This is a genomic window from Corallococcus interemptor (assembly GCF_003668875.1).
Classification (GTDB): Bacteria; Myxococcota; Myxococcia; order Myxococcales; family Myxococcaceae; genus Corallococcus; species Corallococcus interemptor.
Genome location: NZ_RAWM01000023.1, coordinates 63,566 through 85,573, shown reverse-complemented (window position 1 = coordinate 85,573; position 22,008 = coordinate 63,566). Strand labels below are relative to the sequence as shown.

General features: G+C 70.5%; 14 protein-coding genes. 10 read left to right on the top strand and 4 right to left on the bottom strand.

Annotation, left to right across the window (positions count from 1 at the left end; translation table 11 throughout):
- Positions 1-270 precede the first annotated feature (270 nt).
- Positions 271-2,163, top strand: a complete 1,893-nt coding sequence (locus tag D7X96_RS11600) for a glycoside hydrolase family 18 protein (RefSeq protein ID WP_121769721.1) — start codon at positions 271-273, stop codon at positions 2,161-2,163.
- Between the two features lie 4 nt (positions 2,164-2,167).
- On the opposite strand, the gene purL is transcribed toward D7X96_RS11600, so the two are convergent.
- The gene (purL, locus tag D7X96_RS11595; protein WP_121769720.1) at positions 2,168-6,064 is read right to left on the bottom strand and encodes a phosphoribosylformylglycinamidine synthase; all 3,897 of its coding nucleotides are present in this window, start codon (positions 6,062-6,064) and stop codon (positions 2,168-2,170) included.
- Positions 6,065-6,441: 377 nt separating this feature from the next.
- On the opposite strand from purL, the gene D7X96_RS11590 reads away from it, so the two are divergent.
- From D7X96_RS11590 to D7X96_RS11580, 3 genes are all read left to right on the top strand, one after another.
- The gene (locus D7X96_RS11590) at positions 6,442-8,205 is read left to right on the top strand and encodes a M4 family metallopeptidase (protein WP_158616308.1); all 1,764 of its coding nucleotides are present in this window, start codon (positions 6,442-6,444) and stop codon (positions 8,203-8,205) included.
- A 131-nt stretch (positions 8,206-8,336) separates the two neighbouring features.
- Positions 8,337-8,894, top strand: coding sequence for a DUF2378 family protein (locus D7X96_RS11585; protein ID WP_120552075.1), 558 nt, complete (start codon positions 8,337-8,339; stop codon positions 8,892-8,894).
- Positions 8,895-8,903: 9 nt separating this feature from the next.
- Entirely contained in the window at positions 8,904-9,998 is a 1,095-nt protein-coding gene (locus D7X96_RS11580; protein ID WP_120552074.1) for a hypothetical protein, read from the top strand.
- 9 nt (positions 9,999-10,007) lie between these two features.
- Here the strand turns inward: D7X96_RS11580 and D7X96_RS11575 are convergent, their stop codons facing one another.
- Together D7X96_RS11575 and D7X96_RS11570 are read right to left on the bottom strand one after the other, a co-directional pair.
- Positions 10,008-10,901, bottom strand: a complete 894-nt coding sequence (locus tag D7X96_RS11575; protein WP_147442935.1) for a hypothetical protein — start codon at positions 10,899-10,901, stop codon at positions 10,008-10,010.
- A gap of 196 nt (positions 10,902-11,097) precedes the next feature.
- Entirely contained in the window at positions 11,098-11,541 is a 444-nt protein-coding gene (locus D7X96_RS11570) for a DUF2383 domain-containing protein (RefSeq protein WP_120552072.1), read from the bottom strand.
- Between the two features lie 155 nt (positions 11,542-11,696).
- Between D7X96_RS11570 and xdhC the strand changes: the two genes are divergently transcribed.
- The 6 genes from xdhC (at position 11,697) to D7X96_RS11540 (ending at position 21,832) form a co-directional block, all read left to right on the top strand.
- Positions 11,697-12,527: a xanthine dehydrogenase accessory protein XdhC gene (xdhC, locus tag D7X96_RS11565; protein ID WP_121723649.1), complete on the top strand. Its 831-nt coding sequence runs from the start codon at positions 11,697-11,699 to the stop codon at positions 12,525-12,527.
- Positions 12,524-16,357 carry a xanthine dehydrogenase molybdopterin binding subunit gene (gene xdhB / locus D7X96_RS11560; protein WP_121769718.1) on the top strand — a complete coding sequence of 1,278 codons (3,834 nt, stop codon included), beginning with the start codon at positions 12,524-12,526 and terminating at the stop codon, positions 16,355-16,357. Before xdhC ends, xdhB begins: the two co-directional genes overlap by 4 nt.
- An 84-nt stretch (positions 16,358-16,441) precedes the next feature.
- Positions 16,442-17,302 (top strand): MbnP family copper-binding protein, encoded by an 861-nt coding sequence (locus tag D7X96_RS11555; RefSeq protein ID WP_121722599.1) that lies wholly within the window; start codon positions 16,442-16,444, stop codon positions 17,300-17,302.
- A gap of 57 nt (positions 17,303-17,359) precedes the next feature.
- A complete protein-coding gene (locus D7X96_RS11550) occupies positions 17,360-18,463 on the top strand; it encodes a methanobactin export MATE transporter MbnM (protein ID WP_244219541.1) in 1,104 nt (367 codons plus the stop codon).
- Between the two features lie 334 nt (positions 18,464-18,797).
- Positions 18,798-20,495: a coiled-coil domain-containing protein gene (locus D7X96_RS11545; protein ID WP_121722608.1), complete on the top strand. Its 1,698-nt coding sequence runs from the start codon at positions 18,798-18,800 to the stop codon at positions 20,493-20,495.
- Positions 20,492-21,832 (top strand): hypothetical protein, encoded by a 1,341-nt coding sequence (locus D7X96_RS11540; RefSeq protein WP_121769717.1) that lies wholly within the window; start codon positions 20,492-20,494, stop codon positions 21,830-21,832. Before D7X96_RS11545 ends, D7X96_RS11540 begins: the two co-directional genes overlap by 4 nt.
- Here the strand turns inward: D7X96_RS11540 and D7X96_RS11535 are convergent.
- Positions 21,826-22,005, bottom strand: a complete 180-nt coding sequence (locus D7X96_RS11535; protein WP_120550262.1) for a hypothetical protein — start codon at positions 22,003-22,005, stop codon at positions 21,826-21,828. The two genes, D7X96_RS11540 and D7X96_RS11535, sit on opposite strands and share 7 nt — an antisense overlap.
- Between the last annotated feature and the right edge of the window lie 3 nt (positions 22,006-22,008).

Sequence of the window (22,008 nt, the reverse complement as noted above, 5' to 3'; positions counted from 1 at the left end):
TCACGAGGCGCGCGTCCCTGGTTTCATGCGGCGCGAACCGGTCCGACTGTCGGACAGGTTTGAGGCAATCGTGCCCGGGCGGGCGCTTCTGTCCGTACCCCTGAAGGAGTGGTCCTCGGGTGCAGGATGTCGCGGTCTGCCGCTGTACTCCGTCAGGAACGCGCCGCCTTGGAGTCCCGCGCTCGCGGAGCCCATTGGCGAAGACCTGTCGGCCGACCTGCTTTCTCAAGCCAGGACGCGTCGCGCCCTCCTCTGCGAGGATGGGAGGCCATGCGACGACTTCCGGCGGGACTCCCGGTGCTGTTCACCGTGTTGTGGCTGGGCGGTGTTTCCCAGGGGGCTCCGCCCTCGAAGGCCGCACCGCCCGCGTCCCCCCAGGTGACGTGGCTCTATCAGGACCGGCTGGCCGCGCCCTGGGAGGACCTGACCTGGGCCGGCTCGCACGCGATGAGCACCTCTGTCCCGGGGGCCTCGGGCAGCCACGCCATCTCCGTCACGCTGGGGCCTTGGGAGGCGCTTTACTTCGGCCACCCGGGCTTCGACGTGTCACCCGATGACACGCTGGTGCTGAAGGTGAACGGCGGAAAGGACGGTGCGAACGCGGCGGTACGTGCGCGCGTCGTCATCGGATCCGAACAGCCCGTGGGCGTGCCCCTGGGACCTGCCTGCGCGGGCGGCGCCATCCCCGCCAGCAAGTGGACGACCTGCCGCGTGCCCCTGTCGAAGCTGCTGCCCGATGGACGCACGCGTATCACCGGACTGTGGCTCCAGGAGGACGGCGGCAAGACGCTGCCACCCCTCTTCTTCGACGACGTTGGCGTCGAGCAGGGTCCCCGCACGGTGAGCCTCATCCTGGAGACTCCCGCGGTCTTCCTGGCTCCGGGCGCCACGCATGCCTTCAGCGCCACCGTGAAGAACAGCGCGGACACGGCCGTGCTCTGGAGCGTGGAGCCCGGAAACGAGCGGGGCTCCATCAGCGCCGACGGCGTCTACACCGCACCCCGCAAGCCGGGCACGTACCGGGTCATGGCCCGGAGCAAGGCCGACCCGAGCCAGCTGGCCCAGGCCAGCGTGGTGGTGAGCGCATCCCCTTCCGTGAAGGGCACCCCGGGCCAGAGCGGCAAGTGGGTGTCGGGCTATTACACGGGCTGGAACGCGGACGACTATCCGCCGGAGAAGGTGGACTTCAGCGCACTCACGCACATCCTCGTGGGCCGCGTCACGCCGAAGGCGGACGGCACTCTGAGCACGAAGTTCGACAACGACCGGGGGCCGGAGATTGCCCGCACACTGTCGAAGCGCGCGCACGCCGCGGGGCGCAAGGCGCTCATCATGGTGGGCGGCTCCGGCGAGCACGATGGCTGGGTGGGCGCCGCGTCCGACGCGAACCGCGCGAAGTTCGTCCGCTCGCTGCTCAAGGCGATGGACGACTTCGGCTACGACGGTCTGGACCTGGACTGGGAGCCCGTGGAGAAGGACGACCGGCCACAGCTGCTGGCCCTGGTGAAGGCCCTGCGCGAGGCGCGGCCGAAGATGCTCCTCACCTTCCCCCTCCATTGGATCAACACCAACTTCCCCTCGGACGCAGACCCCTGGTTCGCGGAGCTGGCGACGTACTTCGACCAGATGAACCTGATGTCCTACGAGATGATTGGCGCGTGGGACGGATGGAAGTCCTGGCACACGTCCGCGCTCAAGGGCGAACAGGGGCTGCACCCCACGTCCATCGCGTCCAGCCTGGACCTGTGGGTGAAGGCGGGCATTCCCAAGGCGAAGCTGGGCATCGGCATCCCCTTCTACGGCCTTGCGTGGCGCCACATCACCGGGCCCTACCAGCCCTTCACGAACTGGTCCGACTACGTGGGCGGGGACAACTCGTTCACGTACAAGAAGATCCTCCGCTACTCGAAGCAGGGGAAGTACCAGTGGGACGAGAAGGCCCAGGCCAGCTACGTGACGTTCGCTCCGGACAAGCTCGTGGAGGACGGCACGGTGACGTGGATTTCCTACGACAGCCCGCAGGCCATCGCCGCCAAGGGCGCCTTCGTGAAGCAGGAGGGCTACGGCGGCACCATCGTCTGGACGCTCAACCAGGGCTGCACCGATCCGGAGACCGGTGCCAACCCCTTGCTGGACGCCGTGCGGGACGCCTTCCTGAAGTGACGCGTTACCCCAGGGTGACGCGCGCGTTGCGGAACATGCGCATCCAGGGGCCGTCCTCGCCCCACTCCGCCGGGTGCCAGGAGTGCTGCACGGTGCGGTGCACGCGCTCCGGGTGCGGCATGGTGATGGTGAAGCGCCCATCCTTCGTGGTGACGCCCGCGATGGCGTGCGGCGAGCCGTTGGGGTTGGCCGGGTACTTCGTGGCCACCTGGCCCCGGTTGTCCACCCAGCGCGTCGTCACCAGCCCGGAGCCGTTGAAGCGCGCGGCGGCGTCCGCGTTGGCGAACTCCGCCCGGCCCTCGCCGTGCGACACGACGATGAGCATCCGGCTGCCCTCCATGCCCTTGTAGAAGAGCGACGGCGACGCGGAGATCTCCACCGTGCCCAGGCGGGCCTCGAACTGCTCGGAGGCGTTGCGCACGAAGCGGGGCCAGGCTTCCGCGCCGGGGATGAGCTCGCGCAGCTGCGCGAACATCTGGCAGCCGTTGCACGCACCCAGCCCGAAGCTGTCCGGCCGAGCGAAGAACTCCGAGAAGGCGTCGCGCGTGCGCGGGTTGAAGAGGATGGACTTGGCCCACCCGCCGCCCGCGCCCAGCACGTCTCCGTAGCTGAAGCCGCCGCACGCCATCACGCCGTGGAAGTCCTTCAACGACACGCGGCCCGACAAGAGGTCGCTCATGTGCACGTCCACCGCGGTGAAGCCCGCGCGGGTGAACGCCGCCGCCATCTCCTGCTGGCTGTTGACGCCCTGCTCGCGCAGCACCGCCACGCGAGGACGCGCCCCCTTGGCGATGTACGGCGCCGCCACGTCCTCCTTCGGGTCGAACGTGAGCCTGGGCGACAGGCCGGGGTCGGTCGCGTCGCACTTGGCCGCGTACTCCTCCTCCGCGCAGGAGGGGTTGTCACGCAGCTTCTGGATTTCGTAGCTCACGCGCGACCAGGTGCGCTTGAGCGCCACCGTCTCCTCCGCGAGCAACTCCCGGACGCCGTGCTTCACCCGCACCACCTGCTGGGCCGTGGGACGCCCCAGCTCATGGACGTGCGAGCCCAGGCCGTGGCGGCTGAACGCCTCACGCACGCGCGCCACGTCGGACGCGCGCACCTGCACCACCGCGCCCAGCTCTTCATTGAAGAGGGCCGCCACCGCGTCGCCGCCCAGCGGGGACAGGTCCACGTCCAGGCCGCAGTGGCCCGCGAAGGCCATCTCCGCGAGCGTGGCCCAGAGTCCACCGTCTGAGCGGTCGTGGTACGCGAGCAGCACGCCCGCCGCCTGGAGCTCCTGCACCGCCGCGAAGAAGCCCTTCAGCGCCGCCGGGTCATCCACGTCCGGGCACTCCGGGCCCACCTGCTGGTGCACCTGCGCCAGCACGGACGCGCCCAGCCGCTGGCGGCCCTTCGCCACGTCCACGAGCACGAGGCGCGTGTCCCCCGCCACGTCCACCGGCTGCGGCGTCAGCGTGACGCGCGCGTCCAGCACCGGCGCGAACGCGGTGATGATGAGCGACAGAGGGGCCGTCACCGCCTTCTTATGGCCGTCCTCCTGCCACTGCGTGCGCATGGACATGGAGTCCTTGCCCACCGGGATGGCGATGCCCAGCGCGGGGCACAGCTCCATGCCCACCGCGTGCACGGCCGCGTAGAGGTTCGCGTCCTCGCCGGGGCTGCCCGCCGCCGCCATCCAGTTCGCGGACAGCTTCACGTCCGACAGCTTCCCGATGCGCGCCGCCGCCAGGTTGGTGAGCGCCTCGCCCACCGCCATGCGCGCGGAGGCCGCCGCGTCCACCAGCGCCACCGGGGTGCGCTCGCCCAGCGCCATGGCCTCGCCCGTGTTGGACATCAGGGACGACAGCGTCACCGCGCAGTCCGCCACCGGCACCTGCCACGGGCCCACCATCTGGTCGCGCGCGGTGTGGCCGCCCACGGAGCGGTCGCCAATGGTGATGAGGAACGACTTGTCCGCCACCGTCGGGTGCGACAGCACCGCGTGCGCCACGGCCTTCAAGTCAGAAGGGATGTTCAGCGGCGCGTGCTTCAGCGGGCGCGACGCGAAGTCGCGGTGCATGCGCGGCGCCTTGCCGAAGAGGACGTCCATGGGCAGCGCGATGGGCGTGTCTCCCAGCTCGCGGTCCGTGAGCGTGAGCACCTGCTCCGCCGTGGCCTCGCCCAGCACGGCGAAGGGGGCGCGCTCGCGCTCGCACAGCGCGGCGAAGCGCGGCAGGTCCTCCGGCGCCACGCCCAGCACGTAGCGCTCCTGCGCCTCGTTGCACCAGATTTCGACCGGGGACATGCCCGGCTCGTCGTTGGGCACCTCGCGCAGCTCCAGCCGGCCGCCCAGGTCGTTGTCGTGCGCCAGCTCCGGCAGCGCGTTGGACAGGCCGCCCGCGCCCACGTCGTGGATGGAGCGCACGGGGTTCTTGTCGCCCAGCATCCAGCACTGGTCGATGACCTCCTGGCAGCGGCGCTCCATCTCCGCGTTGTCCCGCTGCACGGAGGCGAAATCCAGGTCCGCCGCGCTCGCGCCCTGCGCCATGGAGGACGCCGCGCCTCCGCCCAGGCCGATGAGCATCGCCGGGCCGCCCAGCACGATGAGCTTGTCGCCCGCGCGCAGCGGGGCCTTCTTCACGTGGTCCGCGCGGATGTTGCCCAGGCCGCCCGCCAGCATGATGGGCTTGTGGTAGCCGCGCACCTCCACGCCCTCGGGCGTGGGCACGTGCTGCTCGAAGCTGCGGAAGTAGCCGGTGAGGTTGGGCCGGCCGAACTCGTTGTTGAACGCGGCGCCGCCCAGCGGGCCGTCCACCATGATGTCCAGCGCGGACACGATGCGGTCCGGCTTGCCGTAGGGCGCCTCCCACGGCCGCGCGAAGTCCGGCAGGCGCAGGTGGCTGACGGAGAAGCCGGTGAGCCCGGCCTTGGGCTTCGCGCCGCGCCCGGTGGCGCCCTCGTCGCGGATTTCACCGCCCGCGCCCGTGGCCGCGCCCGGGTACGGCGAGATGGCGGTGGGATGGTTGTGCGTCTCCACCTTCATCATGATGTGGGCCGGCTCGCGCACGGTGCCCCACTCGCGCGCTTCGCCCTGCGGGAAGAAGCGCTCCACCTCGAAGCCCTCGATGACGGCGGCGTTGTCCTTGTACGCGGACAGCACGCCGCCCGGGCTCTGGGCGTAGGTGTTCTTGATGGCCTGGAACAGCGAGCGCTCGCGCGGCTGGCCATCCACCGTCCACGACGCGTTGAAGATTTTATGGCGGCAGTGCTCGCTGTTCGCCTGCGCGAACATCATCAACTCCACGTCGGTGGGGTTGCGCTTCAACTCCGTGAAGCGCGCCACCAGGTAGTCGATTTCGTCCTCCGCCAGCGCCAGGCCCAGCTCGCCGTTGGCCTTCGCCAGCGCCGCGCGGCCTCCGCCCAGCACGTCCACGCGCGTGAGCGGCCGGGGCGAGTCCGCGCGGAACAGCACTTCCGCGTCCTCCAGCCGGGGCAGCACCGCCTGCGTCATCCGGTCGTGGAGCACCGCCTGCACGCCCTCGGCTTCATTCGCGTCCAGCGGCCGGCCGCCGGGGCCGGTGAGGAAGAACGCGATGCCGCGCTCCATGCGGCGCACCTGCGCAAGGCCACAGTGGTGCGCGATGTCCGTGGCCTTGGAGGCCCAGGGCGACACCGTGCCCGGCCGTGGCACCACCAGGAGCAGCGTGCCGGTGCGCTCGCGCTTCGCCGCGTGCGGGCCGTACTCCAGCAGGCGCTCCAGCCGCGCGGATTCGTCCTGCGTCAGCGGCGCGGACGCGTCCACGAAGTGCACGAACTCCGAGTAGAGGGTGACCACCGAAGGCACCCGCTCCCGGCAACGGGCGAGCAGCTTGGCGAGCCTGAATTCGGAGAGGGCCGGAGCCCCGCGCAGCGTGAGCATGAAGGTCCTTGCGAACGGGTGACGGGAGGTAACAGCGGGGCCGTCCTTATCACCGCGCCCCGCGTCACAACGGTTGGAGTTCGTGCCCGGACGCCCGGACAGCACCCGGGTGGGTGAACCGCCGCTGACGTGGGCCCTGCTCTCCCCAGCCAACACTCCGGGTCATACAAGAATTAACCTGACAGTCAGTGCTCCATGATTTGCTCGCCAGGCTTCACAGACCCGTTTCGTCACACTGGGGGCATGTCATGACGCGAAAGAACCGCTGGCTCCTCGCCGGCCTGACGTTCACGCTGTCCGCATGTGGAGTGGGAGGTCCTGAAGCCGAGGCGCCTTCCGCCCCTTCCGAAACCCGCGCAGGAGACCTGCAGTCGGCCTTGAGCGCCCTGTCTGGCGCGGAGGTGCGGGGCGTGCACGCGGACGGCGTGCCCCAGTTCATCCAGGGCGTGCTGGGCACGACGGGACGGCCCCTCTCCGGTGCCAGTGCCTGGCAGGCGCACGCGCTCCTGGAGCCCACCCTGCGGCGGGTGCTGCCCGCCTTCCGGCTGACGGCGAAGGACCTGGTGCCCAAGCGCATCCACACGGATGCGCTGGGCAATACGCACCTGCGCTACACGCAGACCAAGGGCGGCCTGCCGGTGGTGAACGAGGAGCTCATCCTCCACCTGGATGCGCGGGGACAGGTGTTCGCGGTGAACGGCACCGCGCGCGACGGCGAACCCCTTCCGGCCCCCGCCCGCATCGCTCCGGAGGCCGCGAGCGAGGCGGCGCTGGCGGGGTCCCCGGCGGGCAGCCGCGCGGGAGCACCCCGCGAGGTCTTCGTCCGGCCGACGCCGGAGGCATCCCTGGTCCGCGCCTTCGAGGTGGTGGTGTCCGGCCAGGACGCGGACGGCATGCCCCTGCGCGACCGCGTCTACGTGAGCGCGGCGGACGGCCAGGAGGTGCTGCGCGCGCCGGAGATCCACGCCGTGCGCAACCGCAAGGTGTGCTCGGTGGGCGGCCCCAACAACGGCACGTGCCGGATTGAAGGCCAGGTGGCCACCGGCGACACGGCCATCGACAAGACGTACGACAACATGGGCCTCTTCCACGACTGCTTCCAGGCGAACTTCAGCTGGGACTCGTACAACGGCACGGGCGGCCAGCTGCTGGCGCAGGTGCACTACGGCACCCGCTACGCGAACGCGTACTTCGACGGCGCGAAGCTGGTCTGCGGCGACGGCAGCCTGCCCCAGCTGGGACAGCCGTGCGAGGACCCGGACATCGTCGTGCACGAGTTCATGCACGGCGTCACCGAGACCACGTCCGACCTCATCTACAGCGGCGAGTCCGGCGCGCTCACCGAATCGCTGTCGGACATCTACGCCGCCACCTGCGGCAGCTGGGCCTCGGGCACCTGGAGCACCGCGACGTCCGTGTGGCACATCGCCGAGACGGCCTGGACCCCCGGCACGTCCGGGGACGCCCTGCGCTACATGAACGACCCCGCGGCGGATGGCGCCTCCGTGGACTACGCCCCGGACCTGAACAGCGGCACCGACGTGCACTACGCCTCTGGCGTGGCCAACCTGGCGTTCAAGCTGATGGCCACCGGCGGCGTGCACCCGCGAGGAAAGACGCTGGTGAACGTGCCGGCCATCGGCGTGGAGGCCGCGGCGCACATCTTCTGGTACGCCAACCTGAACCTCTTCACCCGCAACACCAACCTCTACGCGGCCAGGACGGCGACGCGAGCGGCGGCGCAGATTCTGGGCTACGGCACCGCCGTCCAGGACGCGGTGGATGCGGCATGGAGCGCGGTGGGCGTGGGCATCCCCACGACAACGCCGTCCTGCGCACTGCTGCCCAACAACACCACGGTGCCGCTCATCTCCGGCAACGCCTCGTCGCAGCAGTACTACTGCTTCGACGTGCCGGTGAACACGCCCTCCACGGTGTCCATCTCCAGCGGCACCGGGGACGTGGACCTCTACACGCGCTTCGACCTGCCGCCCACGACGCAGCAGTACGACTGCCGTCCCTACAAGTCCGGCAACAACGAGACGTGCAACCTGGTGGCAAGACCCGCCGCCGGCCGGCAGTGGATCATGCTCCGGGGCTTCACCGCCTACAGCGGCGTGAGCCTCTCCGTGGCCTACTGAGGAACCTGGCTGCCTGCCCTCACCGCGCGCACCCGCGGTGAGGGGGCGCGCCGGGGGGCTGGCCTCCTCCCGGGCCCTGGGCGAAGAATGCGCGCCTGGGGCCGCTGGGGGCTCCGGCAAGGCAGAGGGCCATGAGGGACGAGCGCGTCATCTTCAGCAGCAGCGTGGACAGCCTGTACCGCAAGGTGCTGGCCCCCTCCCTGACGCCGGAACTGGTGGAGCGGCTGCGCGCCCGGGGGATGAACCTCCATGCCCCGCTGCTCGCCGCGTACCCCCTGGCCGTCTGGGTGGACTGCCTGGCGGACACGGCGCGCACGCTCCACCCGGACCAGCCGGTGGAGCAGGGCCGGCGCCTGATGGGGCGGCGGATGGTGGAGGGCTACGCGCAGACGCTGGTGGGCGGCGCGGTCCTCACGCTGGCCCGCGTGGTGGGCCCCATGCGTTCGCTGGAGCGGATGCAGCACAACTTCCGCAGCGGTAACAACTACACGGAGACGCGGCTCACCGTGCTGGGCCCCAGCCAGGCGGACCTCTGGTTCAACGAACCGGAGGCGCTGGAGGGCTTCGTGGATGGCGTGCTGGAGGAAGGGATGTTGCGCGTGGGCGTCCAGGGCTTCACCCTGCACCGCACCCGCCACTCGCCCGAGTCCGCCACCTATCACCTGGAGTGGGCCGACCGGTCCTCCTGACTGCCCTTCATGTCCTCCATCCTTTCGACGCTGCCCGCCCTCTACCAGGACCTCCTGCCGGCCTTCTTCACGAAGGACGCGCCCACGGAGACGAAGGCCACCTGCTCCAACTGCGCCATGAGCCGCGCCTCCGCGCAGGCCACGGTGGACTCGGTGGACGGCGTGGAGCACCTGTTCCGGCCGGACACCAAGTGCTGCACGTACCAGCCCCGGCTGCCCAACTACCTGGTGGGCGCGCTCCTGTCGGATGACTCGGCGCAGATGGCGGAGGGGCGCCGGCGCATCGAGGCGAAGATCGACAGCCGCATCGGCGTGAGCCCGCAGTGGGTGAAGCCGCCGGCGAAGTTCAACCACCTGTACAAGAACGCGCACCAGTTCTTCGGCAAGGCGTCGTCGCTGCGCTGCCCGTACTACGCGCTGGAGACGGGCGGCTGCACCATCTGGGCGTACCGCGAGTCCGTCTGCTCCACGTTCTTCTGCAAGTACGTGGCGGGCCGGGACGGCCAGCGCTTCTGGATGTCGCTCAAGACGTACCTGACACTGGCGGAGTTCCAGCTGTCACGCCACGCGCTGCTCCAGCTCATGCCGGAGTTCCTCCTGGACGGCCGCGACAAGGCGGAGGTGGCCACCGTCCCCCTGTCCGTGGAGGACCTGGACGACGCGGCCCCTCCGGCGAAGGCGTACGCCGCGCTCTGGAAGGGCTACGCCGGGATGGAGAAGGACTTCTACCGCGCGTGCTACGACGCCGTGCGCACGGTGACCCGGGACGGGCTGGAGCGGATGCTGGGCCTGGATGGCACCATCGAGCAGAAGGTGCTGGAGAAGCTGCACACGCACGCCACCGCGCCCACGCTGCCGCGCGTGCTGCGCTTCAACCCGGACGCGACGGTGAAGTGGCTGCCGGACGGCAGCGTGGCGCTGGGTTCGTACAGCGAATACGACGCGGTGGCGCTGCCGGGTGAGGCCTACGCGCTGCTGGTGGAGTTCACCGGCCAGAAGCCCGTGGACGCCGTCCGCCAGCACCTGCGCGACCACAAGCAGGCGGACCTGGATCCGGACATCCTCCTGGAGCTGTACCGGCACCGCATCCTCATCGAGCCCTGAGGCCCGCTGTCACGGCTGGCCCGCGAAGGCGCCCACGTCCCGCAGCCAGCGGGCGATCTTCTGGGTCCGCTCCCACGCGGGCTCGGCGGCGACCAGGTGCTCCGCCAGCCACGCGCTGAAGGCCGGGTCGCCCGCGCGCAGCCACGCGGCGGACTCCTCCAGCTCATGGGCGGCGGCCTCCCACGCGCGGCGCACGGCGCTGGCCACGGCCATCAGCTCCGCGATGCAGCGGGTAAACACCTCCATGCCCACGGTGACTTCGTTGGCGCTGTCGCCGCAGGAAAGGGCCAGCTCTCGCAGGCGGCCCAGGTCCTTGAGCAGCCCCTGCTCCAGCGCGGCGGCGGTGCCCAGCCGGGCCTGCGCGGCGCGCAGGAGCAACTCCACGTCCTCGCTGAGCTGGCGCCAGGCCGCGTCATCCCCCGAGGGGAAGCCGCCCCGGCGGCGCAGGCGCACGCCCACGGCCTGCCACAGGTTGCAGAAGACGTGGACCTCCTCGACGCTGCGGCGCACGTGCGGCGGGATGTGGTCCAGGAAGTCCACCACGCTGGCGCGGGCCTCACGGATGAACGTGTCACCCCGCGGCGTGAGCTCCACCACACCGCGTGCGAGCTGGAGCACGCGCCAGGCCCACTGCAGGGCGCGCTCGGAGGTGGTGAAGAGCACCTCCACGCCGGTGCCCAGGGCCCCCGCGGCGTAGCTGGTGTCGGCGGTCGTCGGGGAGGGAGCGGACGTGGGGCCACCGTCGTCGGCGCGCACGTCGGACAAGCGGGAGGCCTGGGGCCTCGCGTTCTCGCTGTCGGTGACGGTCCCGGGCTCTGTCGGCCCCGGTCCCGAGTGCTCACGCCCCATGTGCTTCTTCGCCCTCGCTCGCCGGTGGAAGTCGCCTCCTTCCGAATATCGCACGCCCCCGGACGCCTCCAGGACTGGATGCGGGGGCGTGCGATGCATCACCCGGTGGCCAACCCTTCACCGCCAGTCAGGCCCGTGCCCGGACAACCTGTTCGATGAAGGGGCTCACCTTCGGCGTGAGGGATTCGCGCGAGGGGGTACAGAGCGGTGCCCCAGCGGGATGGGGCACCGCGCGAACCTTCTGCTCAGCTCAGTGCAGGGTCGGGTTCTTCTTCAGCGCGCTGAGCCGCGCGTGCGTCTGCTTCTGCGAGGGCAAGAGCTGCTGACGCACGAAGGTGCGCGCCTCGCCGTGCAGCTTGTCCACGTCCCGGTTGTAGTCCTTCAGGCCGTGGTCCTCGCCCTCCTCCAGCGCGTCGATGGCGCGCTTCTCCCCCAGCAGGTCCGCGCCGGCCTGGACGGCCTTGGCGAAGAGGCCCCAGGGACCGGAGCCCTCCGCGGGCTTTCCTCCCAGCTTCTCGATGCGTTCCTTCAGGGCCTCGACGCGCTTCTCATGGTCGTGGAGGCAGGCCTCCACCTCCGTCTTCGCGACCTCGGTCTCGATGTGCTTCGAGGCGAGCCGGTAGGTCTCCACGGCGGAGATCTCACCCCGCAGGAAGGAGTTCAGCGTCTCGAGTTCAGCGGCGGCATTGGCCATGACGGCATCTCCTTGAGTCGGATGGGTTGAAATCGTCTGGCGCAAAAGGTGGTGTGCCTTCCCGGCCCGGCAATGGGCGCCTGCTTGCCCGTCCCCGACCCAGGCGACCATGGGGGCGCCACCGGCCCGGCGGCCGTGGCAGACTCACCGGCGGCATGTGGAACTGGGTTCACCAGCTGGCGGAATGGGCACGAGGCGACACGCCGTTCGCCGTGGTGACGGTGACGGAGTGCAAGGGCAGCACGCCCGCGTCCCCCGGCGCGAAGCTGCTGGTGCGCGCGGACGGCACGTTCCACGGCACCATCGGCGGCGGCCACCTGGAGCAGCTGGTGCTCCAGGACGCCCGGGCCTGTCTGGCCCGGGGCGAGGCGCGCACGTTCCGCTATCCGCTGGGCCCGAAGCTGGGCCAGTGCTGTGGAGGGGTCGTGGACGTCTTCGTCGAGCCCGTCAACCACGGGCCCCAGCTGTACCTCTTCGGCGCCGGCCACGTGGGCCAGGCGCTGTGCCGCATCCTGGAGGGCACCCCGTTCCGCATCCACCTGGTGGACGAGCGCGCCGAGTGGGTCCAGTCCCCGCAGGTGCCCTCCGGAGTGGTGCGCCACGAGGAGGCCTGGGACGACTTCGCGTCGAGCGCCGTGTGGGACGAGGCGCGCACCTACGTGGCCGTGATGACGCACCGCCACGACGTGGACCAGGACATCATCGAGTTCGCCATCCAGAAGCCGGCCCGCTACATCGGCCTCATTGGCAGTGACACGAAGTGGGCGCGCTTCCGGCAGCGGCTGGAGGCGAAGGGGCTGCCCGCCCTTCAGGTGGGCCGGGTCCAGTGCCCCATGGGGCTGCCCATCGGTGGAAAGTCACCGCAGGAGGTGGCCGTGAGCATCGCGGCCGGGCTGCTCCAGCTCCACCATGGGATGACTCCGGGACTGGCCCAGCAGGCAGGCGCTGAGTCGCCGCCCGCGCCCCTGCTATCCTCCGGGGAATGAGCACCCCCTTCGAGTTCCGGCTCAACGGACAGACCGTCCAGGTCGACGACGCGTCGCCCAACACCACCCTGCTGGACTACCTGCGCGCGCGCGGCCTCACCGGCACGAAGCAGGGCTGCGCCGAGGGCGACTGCGGCGCCTGCACCGTGGCCATGGTGGACCGGGACGTGAACGGCCAGAAGAGCCTGCGCGCGTTCAACAGCTGCATCGCGCTGTTGCCCATGGTGGCCGGGCGCGAGCTCGTCACCGTGGAGGGCGTGGGCAGCCGCGCCGCGCCGCACCCCGTGCAGCAGGCGATGGTGAAGCACTACGGCTCGCAGTGCGGCTTCTGCACGCCGGGCTTCGTCGTCTCCATGGTGGAGGCGTACTGCCGCAAGGACTCGGGCTCTCCGGAGGCCATCGCGGATCAGCTCTGCGGCAACATCTGCCGCTGTACGGGCTACCGCCCCATCCGCGACGCGATGCTGGACGCGCTCGCCACCCGCGACGCGAAGGGCGCGGGCCCGGGGCTTCCCGGCGTGTCCCTGGAGGGGCCGCCCTCCCCCACCCCGCCCCTGCGCTACGAGGCGCGCGACGGGCTGTTCCTGCGCCCCACCACCTGGGAGGACCTGCTCGCGCTGCGCGCCCTGCACCCGGAGGCGATGCTCGTGGCCGGCGCCACCGAGCTGGGCGTGGACATCACCAAGAAGTCCCGCCGCTATCCGTTCCTCATCTCCACCGAGGGCGTGGAGTCCCTGCGCGCCATCCGCCGCGAGGAGGACGGCTGGTACGTGGGCGGCGCCGCGTCGCTGGTGGACGTGGAGGACGCGCTGGGCCCCGAGGTGCCGGAGCTGGCGAAGATGCTCAACGTCTTCGCCTCGCGGCAGATCCGCCACCGCGCGACGCTGGCGGGCAACCTGGTGACGGCCTCGCCCATTGGCGACACGGCGCCGGTGCTGCTCGCGCTGGACGCGCGGCTGGTGCTCGCGTCCGTGCGCGGCGAGCGGACGGTGGCGCTGTCGGACTTCTTCCTCGCGTACCGCAAGACGGCGCTCCAGCCGGACGAGGTCGTCCGCTTCGTCGTCATTCCCCACGGGCCGGCGAAGGACAGCGGGCTCACGCGCCACTCGGACAGCTTCAAGGTGTCCAAGCGGCGCGAGCTGGACATCAGCATCGTCGCGGCGGGCTTCTGCATCGAGACGGACGCGCAGGGCATCGTGCGCACCGCGCGGCTGGGCTACGGCGGCGTCGCGGCCACTCCGGCCCGGGCGAAGCAGACGGAGGCGCTGCTCTTGGGCCACCCGTGGAACGCGGAGGCCGTGGCCCGCGTGCGCGCCACGCTGGAGCGTGAATTCACGCCCCTCACGGACCTGCGCGGCAGCGCGGACTACCGGCGCGGGCTCATCGTGTCGCTCCTGGAGAAGTTCGCGTCCGGCGAGCGCAGCCCCGCGCTGGACGGACGTCCGGGCTTCGCCCTGGGCGCGCCAACCCCCACGGCGGACGCGGGCCGCGAGCTGCGCCATGAGAGCGCGCTGGGCCACGTGACGGGGAGCGCGCAGTACGTGGACGACCTCGCGCAGCGCCGCCCCATGCTGACGGTGTGGCCGGTGCTGTCGCCGCACGCGCACGCGCGCATCCTCCGCCGGGACGCCAGCGCCGCGCTGAAGGTGCCCGGCGTGGTGAAGGTGCTGCTCGCGGAGGACATCCCGGGCATGAACGACACGGGCCCCATCCGCCACGACGAGCCGCTGCTCGCGAAGGACGAGGTGCTCTTCCACGCGCAGGTGGTGGCGCTCGTCGTCGGCGAGACACCCGAGGCCTGCCGCGAGGGCGCCCGCCAGGTGGTGGTGGACTACGAGCCCTTGCCCGCGGTGCTCACGCTGGCCGAGGCCCTGAAGCAGCAGAGCTTCCACACCGACCCGCACGTCATCCGCCGGGGCGACGTGGACAGCGCGCTCGCGTCCAGCCCGAACCGGCTGGCCGGTGAGCTGACCATGGGCGGCCAGGAGCACTTCTACCTGGAGACGCACGCGGCCTTCGCGGAGGTGGGCGAGGACGGCGACGTCACGGTGACGTCCTCCACGCAGCACCCCTCGGAGGTCCAGGCCATCATCTCGCACGTGCTGCACGTGCCGCGCAGCCGCGTGGTGGTGAAGGCGCCGCGCATGGGCGGCGGCTTCGGCGGCAAGGAGACGCAAGGCAACGCGCCCGCGGCGCTGGTGGCGCTGGCGGCGGTGCACACGGGCCGGCCGGTGAAGTGGATGCTGGACCGCGACGTGGACATGGTCGTCACCGGCAAGCGCCACCCGTTCCACGCGGCCTGGGAGGTGGGCTTCGACGCCACCGGGCGGCTGCTCGCGCTCAAGGCGGACCTCACGTCCAACGGCGGCTGGTCCCTGGACCTGTCCGAGTCCATCACCGACCGCGCCCTCTTCCACCTGGACAACGGCTACTACGTCCCGGCGGTGCGCTACACCGGCCGCGTGGCGAAGACGCACCTGGTCTCCAACACGGCCTTCCGCGGCTTCGGCGGCCCGCAGGGCATGCTGGTGATGGAGGACATCCTGGCGCGCATCGCGGCCACCCTGGGCCTGGCGCCGGAGGCCGTGCGCCAGCGCAACCTCTACGACGGCGTGGGCGACACCAACACCACGCACTATGGCCAGGAGCTGGAGGACAACCGGCTGCCGAAGCTGTGGAACGACCTGCTGGAGTCCTCCGACTTCGCGAAGCGCCGCGCGCAGGTGGATGCCTTCAACGCGTCCAGCCCCCGCATCAAGCGCGGCCTGGCCATCACGCCCATGAAGTTCGGCATCTCCTTCACCGCCACCTTCCTCAACCAGGCGGGCGCGCTGGTGCACGTCTACCGCGACGGCTCCGTCCTGCTGTCACACGGCGGCACGGAGATGGGCCAGGGCCTGCACACCAAGATTCAAGGCGTGGCCATGCGCGAGCTGGGCCTGCCCGCGGAGCTGGTGCGAGTGGCGCAGACGGCCACGGACAAGGTGCCCAACACGTCCGCGACGGCGGCCTCCAGCGGCTCCGACCTCAACGGCGCGGCGGTGCGCGAGGCCTGCATCCAGGTGCGCGAGCGGCTGGCCCCGGTGGCCGCGCGCATGCTGGTGCAGCTGCACGGGCAGGCGGTGTCGCCGGACGCGCTGGTGTTCGAGGACGGGAGAATCGCGGCGGCGTCGCGGCCGGACCAGGGGCTGCCCTTCGCGGCCGTGGTGGAGGAGGCCTACCGCGACCGCGTGGGCCTGTCCGTCACGGGCTACTACCGCACGCCGGGCATCGGCTACGACCGGGCCCTGGGCCGGGGCAAGCCGTTCCTCTACTTCGCGTATGGCGCGGCGGTGAGCGAGGTGGAGGTGGACGGCGACACGGGCATGAAGCGCGTGCTGCGCTCGGACCTGCTGGAGGACGTGGGTGATTCGCTCAACCCCGGCGTGGACCGGGGCCAGGTGGAGGGCGGCTTCGTGCAGGGCCTGGGGTGGCTCACCGGCGAGGAGCTGAAGTGGGACGCGAACGGGCGGCTGCTCACGCACTCCGCCAGCACCTACGCGGTGCCCGCGTTCAGCGACGCGCCCATCGACCTGCGCGTGACGCTCATGGAGCGAGCCGGACAGCAGGGCACCATCCACGGCAGCAAGGCCGTGGGCGAGCCGCCGCTGATGCTGGCCCTGTCCGTGCGGGAGGCGCTGCGCGACGCGGTGGCCGCCTTCGGAGCGGCGGGCGGCGACGTGGACCTGCCCTCGCCCGCCACGCACGAAGCGCTCTTCCTGGCCATCCAGCGGCGCAAGGCCCGGAGCGAGGGACTTCCGGTACCGGACGAAGCGCGCGAGGTGGCGTGAGGCGGGCAGCGGGTGCGGCAACATGCCACGGTATGCCCGCGCGACCGGTGCGTTAGACGGGGGCACCTTCCAAGGATGCCCCCCATGCGCTCCACGCTCCGCTCCCGCCTCCTCCTGCCGCTGGCCCTCGTGGGCGCGCTCGGCTGTGGGGACGACGAACCCGAAGTCCTGACGGTGGAACTGCCCGTCGTCGCCCGCGTGGGCACGGAGGCGTTCGCGTGCGGCAAGACGTACACGAACGTCGGGACGTCGGGGACGACGTACGAGCCCATGGACTTCCGCGTGTTCGTGCACGCGGTGCGGCTGGTGACGCGGGACGGGCAGGAGGTGCCCGTGAACCTGACCGAGGATGGCAAGTGGCAGCACTCGGGCGTGGCGCTGCTGGACTTCGCGAACAAGGACGGCCTGTGCACGCAGGGCACGGCAGGGACGAACGCGTCCCTCCGGTTCACGGTGCCCCCGGGTGACTACACGGGCCTGCGCTTCACGCTGGGCGTGCCGGAGGACCTGAACCACGGCGACCCCACGAAGCTGGGCGCGCCGATGGACGACGCGGCGGGCCTGCACTGGAGCTGGCAGGGCGGCTTCATCTTCACGCGCATCGAGGGCCGCACGAAGGGCCTTCCCCAGCACGTCATGCACCTGGGCAGCACGGACTGCGCGCCGCCGCCCGCGGGCCAGACGCAGGGCACCGCCGGGTGCGCGAACAACAACCGTCCGGAGTTCCAGCTGGACGGCTTCGACGTGACGAAGAACCGCGTGGTGATGGACCTGGGCACGCTCTTCTCGGGCTCCAACCTGGACGTGAACACCCCCAACACGGCGGTGGGCTGCATGTCGTTCCCCACCGACGCGGACTGCGCGCCCTACTTCGAGCGCCTGGGGCTGGCCTTCGGAAGCCAGGCGGCGAACCCGGCCGCGCAGACCTTCATCCGGGCTGAGTAGGAGATGTCCGACGTGGCACGGCGAGCAGGACAGGTGTGGAAGGCGCTGGCGGCGGTGATGCTGCTGGCCGCGGGCTGTGAAGAGCCCTCGGGCCCCTCCGAGGAGCCCGCGCCCTACGACTGGAAGCTGCCCGCGGGCTTCCCCACGCCGCGCGTGCCGGCGGACAACCCCATGTCGGAGGCGAAGGTCCAGCTGGGCCGGCGCCTCTTCTACGACAAGCGCCTGTCGCTGAACGGCACGCAGTCCTGCGGCTCGTGCCACGAGCAGGCCCGGGCCTTCACGGACGGGCGGGTGCACGCGGTGGGCAGCACGGGCCAGGCGCACCGCCGCAACGGGCAGGGGCTGGCGAACGTGGCGTACGCGACCAGCCTCACCTGGGCCAACTCCGCGCTCACCACGCTGGAGGCCCAGTCCCTGGTGCCGCTGTTCGGGCGGGAGCCGGTGGAGCTGGGGTTCGCGGATCAACAGGAGGTCCTGCTGGAGCGCCTGCGAGCGGATCCGGACCTGACGGCCCGCTTCGCGGAGGCGTTCCCGGGTGAGGCCACGCCGGTGTCGCTGGCCACGCTGACGCGGGCCCTGGCGGCGTTCGAGCGTTCGCTGCTGTCGGGCACGTCCGCGTACGACCGCTATCTGTACGGCAAGGAGGTGGACGCGCTGAGTCCCGCGGCGAAGCGGGGCTTGCAGCTGTTCCTGTCCGAGCGGCTGGAGTGCGACCACTGCCACTCTGGATTCAACTTCCAGGACGCGACGGTGCACGCGCAGACGACGGAGCCGGTGCTGCCGTACCACAACACGGGGCTCTACAACGAGGACGGCAAGGGCGCGTATCCCATCGGGGATCCAGGCCTGATTGAAATCACGGGCCGTCCGGAGGACATGGGGCGCTTCAAGGCGCCGTCCCTGCGCAACGTGGCCGTCACCGCGCCGTACATGCACGACGGCAGCGTGGCGACGCTCTCCGGCGTGTTGGACCACTACGCGGCGGGAGGCCGGGCGAGGGCGGCGAACGGAGGACAACCGAGCCCCCTGCAGAGCGCCTTCGTGCGCGGCTTCGAGCTGACGCCCGAGGAGAAGGCGGACGTCATCGCGTTCCTGGAGTCGCTGACGGACACCGCGTTCCTGAGCGACCCGCGCTTCGCGGATCCGGCCACGGTGCCGTGAGCGGGTATCGTCACCGGCCGTGATCCGGCCATGGCGATTCCTCGTGCAGCGGTGGGCGGTGCTGACGTGTCTGGCGCTGCTCCTCGCGGGCTGTGCCTCGTCACCGTCGCATGGGGGGACGTGGGGCTACGGAACTCCCGCGGCACGAGGGGTGTGGCGTCCGTGGGCTGGAGCGACACGGAAGGCCGCGGCTGAGACTCCCCCGGCATCCGGGTGTGGAGGTCGAGCCCTTCCAAAGGGCTGGCCCGAGTTGGACCGGAGTGAGGAGCGCATTGCGCCCTTCCTGGCCTGTGCTTCGCCCGCGGCCTTCGTGGCCATGCAGCGCGGCGTGGACATGGCCCGGCTGGTGGAGTCCCTGGAGGACTGGGACGCGGTCCGGTTGGGGGCGCTGGGCCCGCTGGATGCGAAGGCCTCCCGTGTCCTTCAGCGCAAGCGCGCCGCCTTCCTGATCAGCGCGGTCGAGAAGTACGGCCTGCCACGCGCGGAGGTGTTCGCCCTCTTCCTCCTGCACACCAGCTTCGATGACGAACTGCGCGAATGGGTCCAGCAGCTGGCCCGGGACAAGCAGCTCGGGGAGACCCTGGGCGGCATGCCCACCGTGCGCGAGGAGCTGCTGCGCCGGGGGCTGAAGATCGCGGCGTATCCAGAGCGGGAGGAGCGGGCCGGTGACGTCCTGCGAGGCCTGGGGCGCGCGGGACGGGACGCGCTGTCGAGCACCGAGGTGAGCGCGGGGGCCCGCTACGTGGAGTTCTCCGCGAAGCGTGCTCAGTTGCCACCGCCGTACCAGGAAGCGCTCGACGCGGTGGAGCGGGCCTTGATGGCCGGGCACTTCTCCCCGGGCAACGTGGTGCGGGGAGGATTCGATCACCTGACGTTCGGCGTCCCGATGGGCTTCTTCCACCTGGCCGCGGGAACGGCACAGGGCGCGGTGTCGCTGGCGAAGGGCCGGTACGAACAGGCCACGAGGGAGCTGGCACCCGCCGCGCTCATGGTGGCGCTGTACGCGGGAGGCAAAGGCATCCGGGCCCTGCGGGCAGAGCGGCTCGACGTGGAAGCGCTCAAGGCCGCGGTAGGGAGACTGGAAGAACAGCTCGGAGTGAACGCGACCCGCGAGCTGCTGCGCCAGCTTCGAGCAAGCCGGGAGGGAGCACTCCTCGCGGCCGAGTGGGGAGAAGCCGGAGCGCTGGCGCTCTACGAAGCGCGGGGGAATCCAGCGAAGGCCCAGGCCCTGCTGGCGGAGGCAAGCCGTGAACCCCAGGGTGCCGCCCGAAGCGGAGGCACCGCCGCACTGCCGAAAGACTTCGCGGGAGTCCCCCCGGAGGTCCTGGAGGCAAGGCTAGCCCAGATCGAATGGGAGGCCACAGGCCCCCGCCTGTCCCGTGATGTGTCCTTCCTGAAGCAACATCCGCCGGAACGAGATGCGCCGCCCGGAGCCGAAGGACACCCACTCTGGACCGAATACGTCAGTTATCGCGAGGCCCGGCTCGCGGAACTCGAACAGAGCGTGCCCGCGAAAGGCCCGCTGCGCTGGGAAGGCTACCTGGACCTGCGCGGGCAGTTCATCCGCGGGCTGTTATTCGAGCGAGCCATGGTCGCCCTGCTCCGGGCGGATGCAGCCCTACCCCGAGCGCAGCGACAGTGGCTCCGGGACTTCGAACAGCCGAGGATTGAGACGCATGTGGGAATGACCAAGGCGGACCTGCGCTTCGCGGACGTACTGGTCATCGAAACGAAGCCACCCTCAGGACAATCGCCACGCATGGAGACCTTCAGCTTCAAGAGCCGCGACATGCGTCAGTTCGGCGAGGAAGCAATGAAGGCCCAGATGGGAGCGGACGCGCGCGCGGCTCTTCGGTATTACGGCGAGACCGTGAACGTCCGCAGACCTGGGCTGGAAGGACTGGCACGCATCCGCAGGGTGCGCCTCATCTATGAGGGCGGCGCCCTCAAACCCCGAGACACGGACACCCTGAAGGTAGTCCTGACCGAACTCCGGAACGGGGTTGAAGGTGTGGAGATTCAAATCCAATGACCGTGCAAGGAAGCCCTGGACCCATGGCCGAGGATTATCTGCGCCTCTCGTTTGATGGAGCCTGCAACACGCCCGGCGTCCTAGAGAGAGAACTCGCACCGTTTCTTGAAGCACTCGAAGCAGGTGCTGGGGAGTGGATGCCAGACATCGTCAAGGGGGTGCGGCGCCGCAAATACACACGCGAGGCCGTCACCAAGGGGCTGGCCGAATCGCGTCAGGACCGGAGCGCATCCGTGGGGCTCTACCGCACCAAGGAGCCCGACCTGGACACGTCACTCCACCTTCGATTTCCGCCACTACCACCGAGCCTGCGCTTCTCTCTCAAGGTGAACCCGCTCGAGGTCTTCTCGCGGGAATCGAGCTGCAAGAAGCTCGTGGAGATGGTCCGAACATGGGCCCTCCACTATCCCGTCACCCTCGCGTCCGCTCACAGCGCGGCGGACAGGGAACTGGCGGACTTCCCCAACTTTGGCCGGGACGACGAGACAACCTATCGAGACGGCTTCGACAAGGTCTACGAACTCTGCTGGCTCAACGTCTTCAGCGCGAAGCTCGTGGAGACCGTCGGCCGCGAGCGCATGCTCACCACGCCCGCTCATCGCGTCGAAGAGCTCCCCAATGGCTCCGTCCTCATCGTCACCTGGCCCATCGCCGCGGACTTCGCCAGTGAAGCAGCCCGCGTCGCCCAGGCCCGCGCATGGGTCCACCTCCGGCCGGACCTCGACTTCGACACCGTGCTGGCCATCCTCCGCGACCGAAGCGCGACCCTCGCTCCCGTCGCACCCCGCTTCGCCCCAGACATCGCCGCGCTGCTCTTACGCCTGCCCGCATATGCGCCCCTGTCCCAGCACCAGCGACGCATCGCCGAACTCAACGTCTACGTCCCTCCGGAGCCGGACGAATGGCTCCCACTGGACGCGGCCCTGCCTTCAGACGTGGCTGAACCGAAAGCCGCGCTCGCTCAGTACGCGTACTTCGCGGAACAGCTCGTGGCGCTGCTTCACACGCCCGTGCCCTCCGTCTTCAAGGCGACCCCCGAATCCCTGACGGACATCGACTTCCATTTCTGGAAGGAGACCTTCCCGGACATCTTCGAGCGTCACAACATCGATGCCATCGTGGTCCCCGCCGTCGGGGCATACCTGGGCGAGGTGCTGGTCAAACACCTGGGTGGCCAGTGGCTTCCCCGCAAGCAGTGGATGGAAGCCCAGGTCCGCGTCGGTGACCGCGTGTGGCTGCCCTTCGTCCGCGCACACCGCTACATGCGGTCCACGCAGGCGCTGCTGGACCATTCCCTCACCCAGCTCGTCAACGTCGCCAGACGCCACGCCTACTGAGCCGGCGGCTTGAGGTCGTCCGGCAACCGCTCCAGCGGCGGGCGCTCCAGCGTCCCCGGCCGCTCGACGCCGGAGGCCGTGCCCGCGTCGCTCTGCCCCGTGGGCGGCGGCGAAGGCTTGTCCGAACAACCGGCGAGAACACCGATACACAACACGAAGAGCCAGTGGCGCATGGT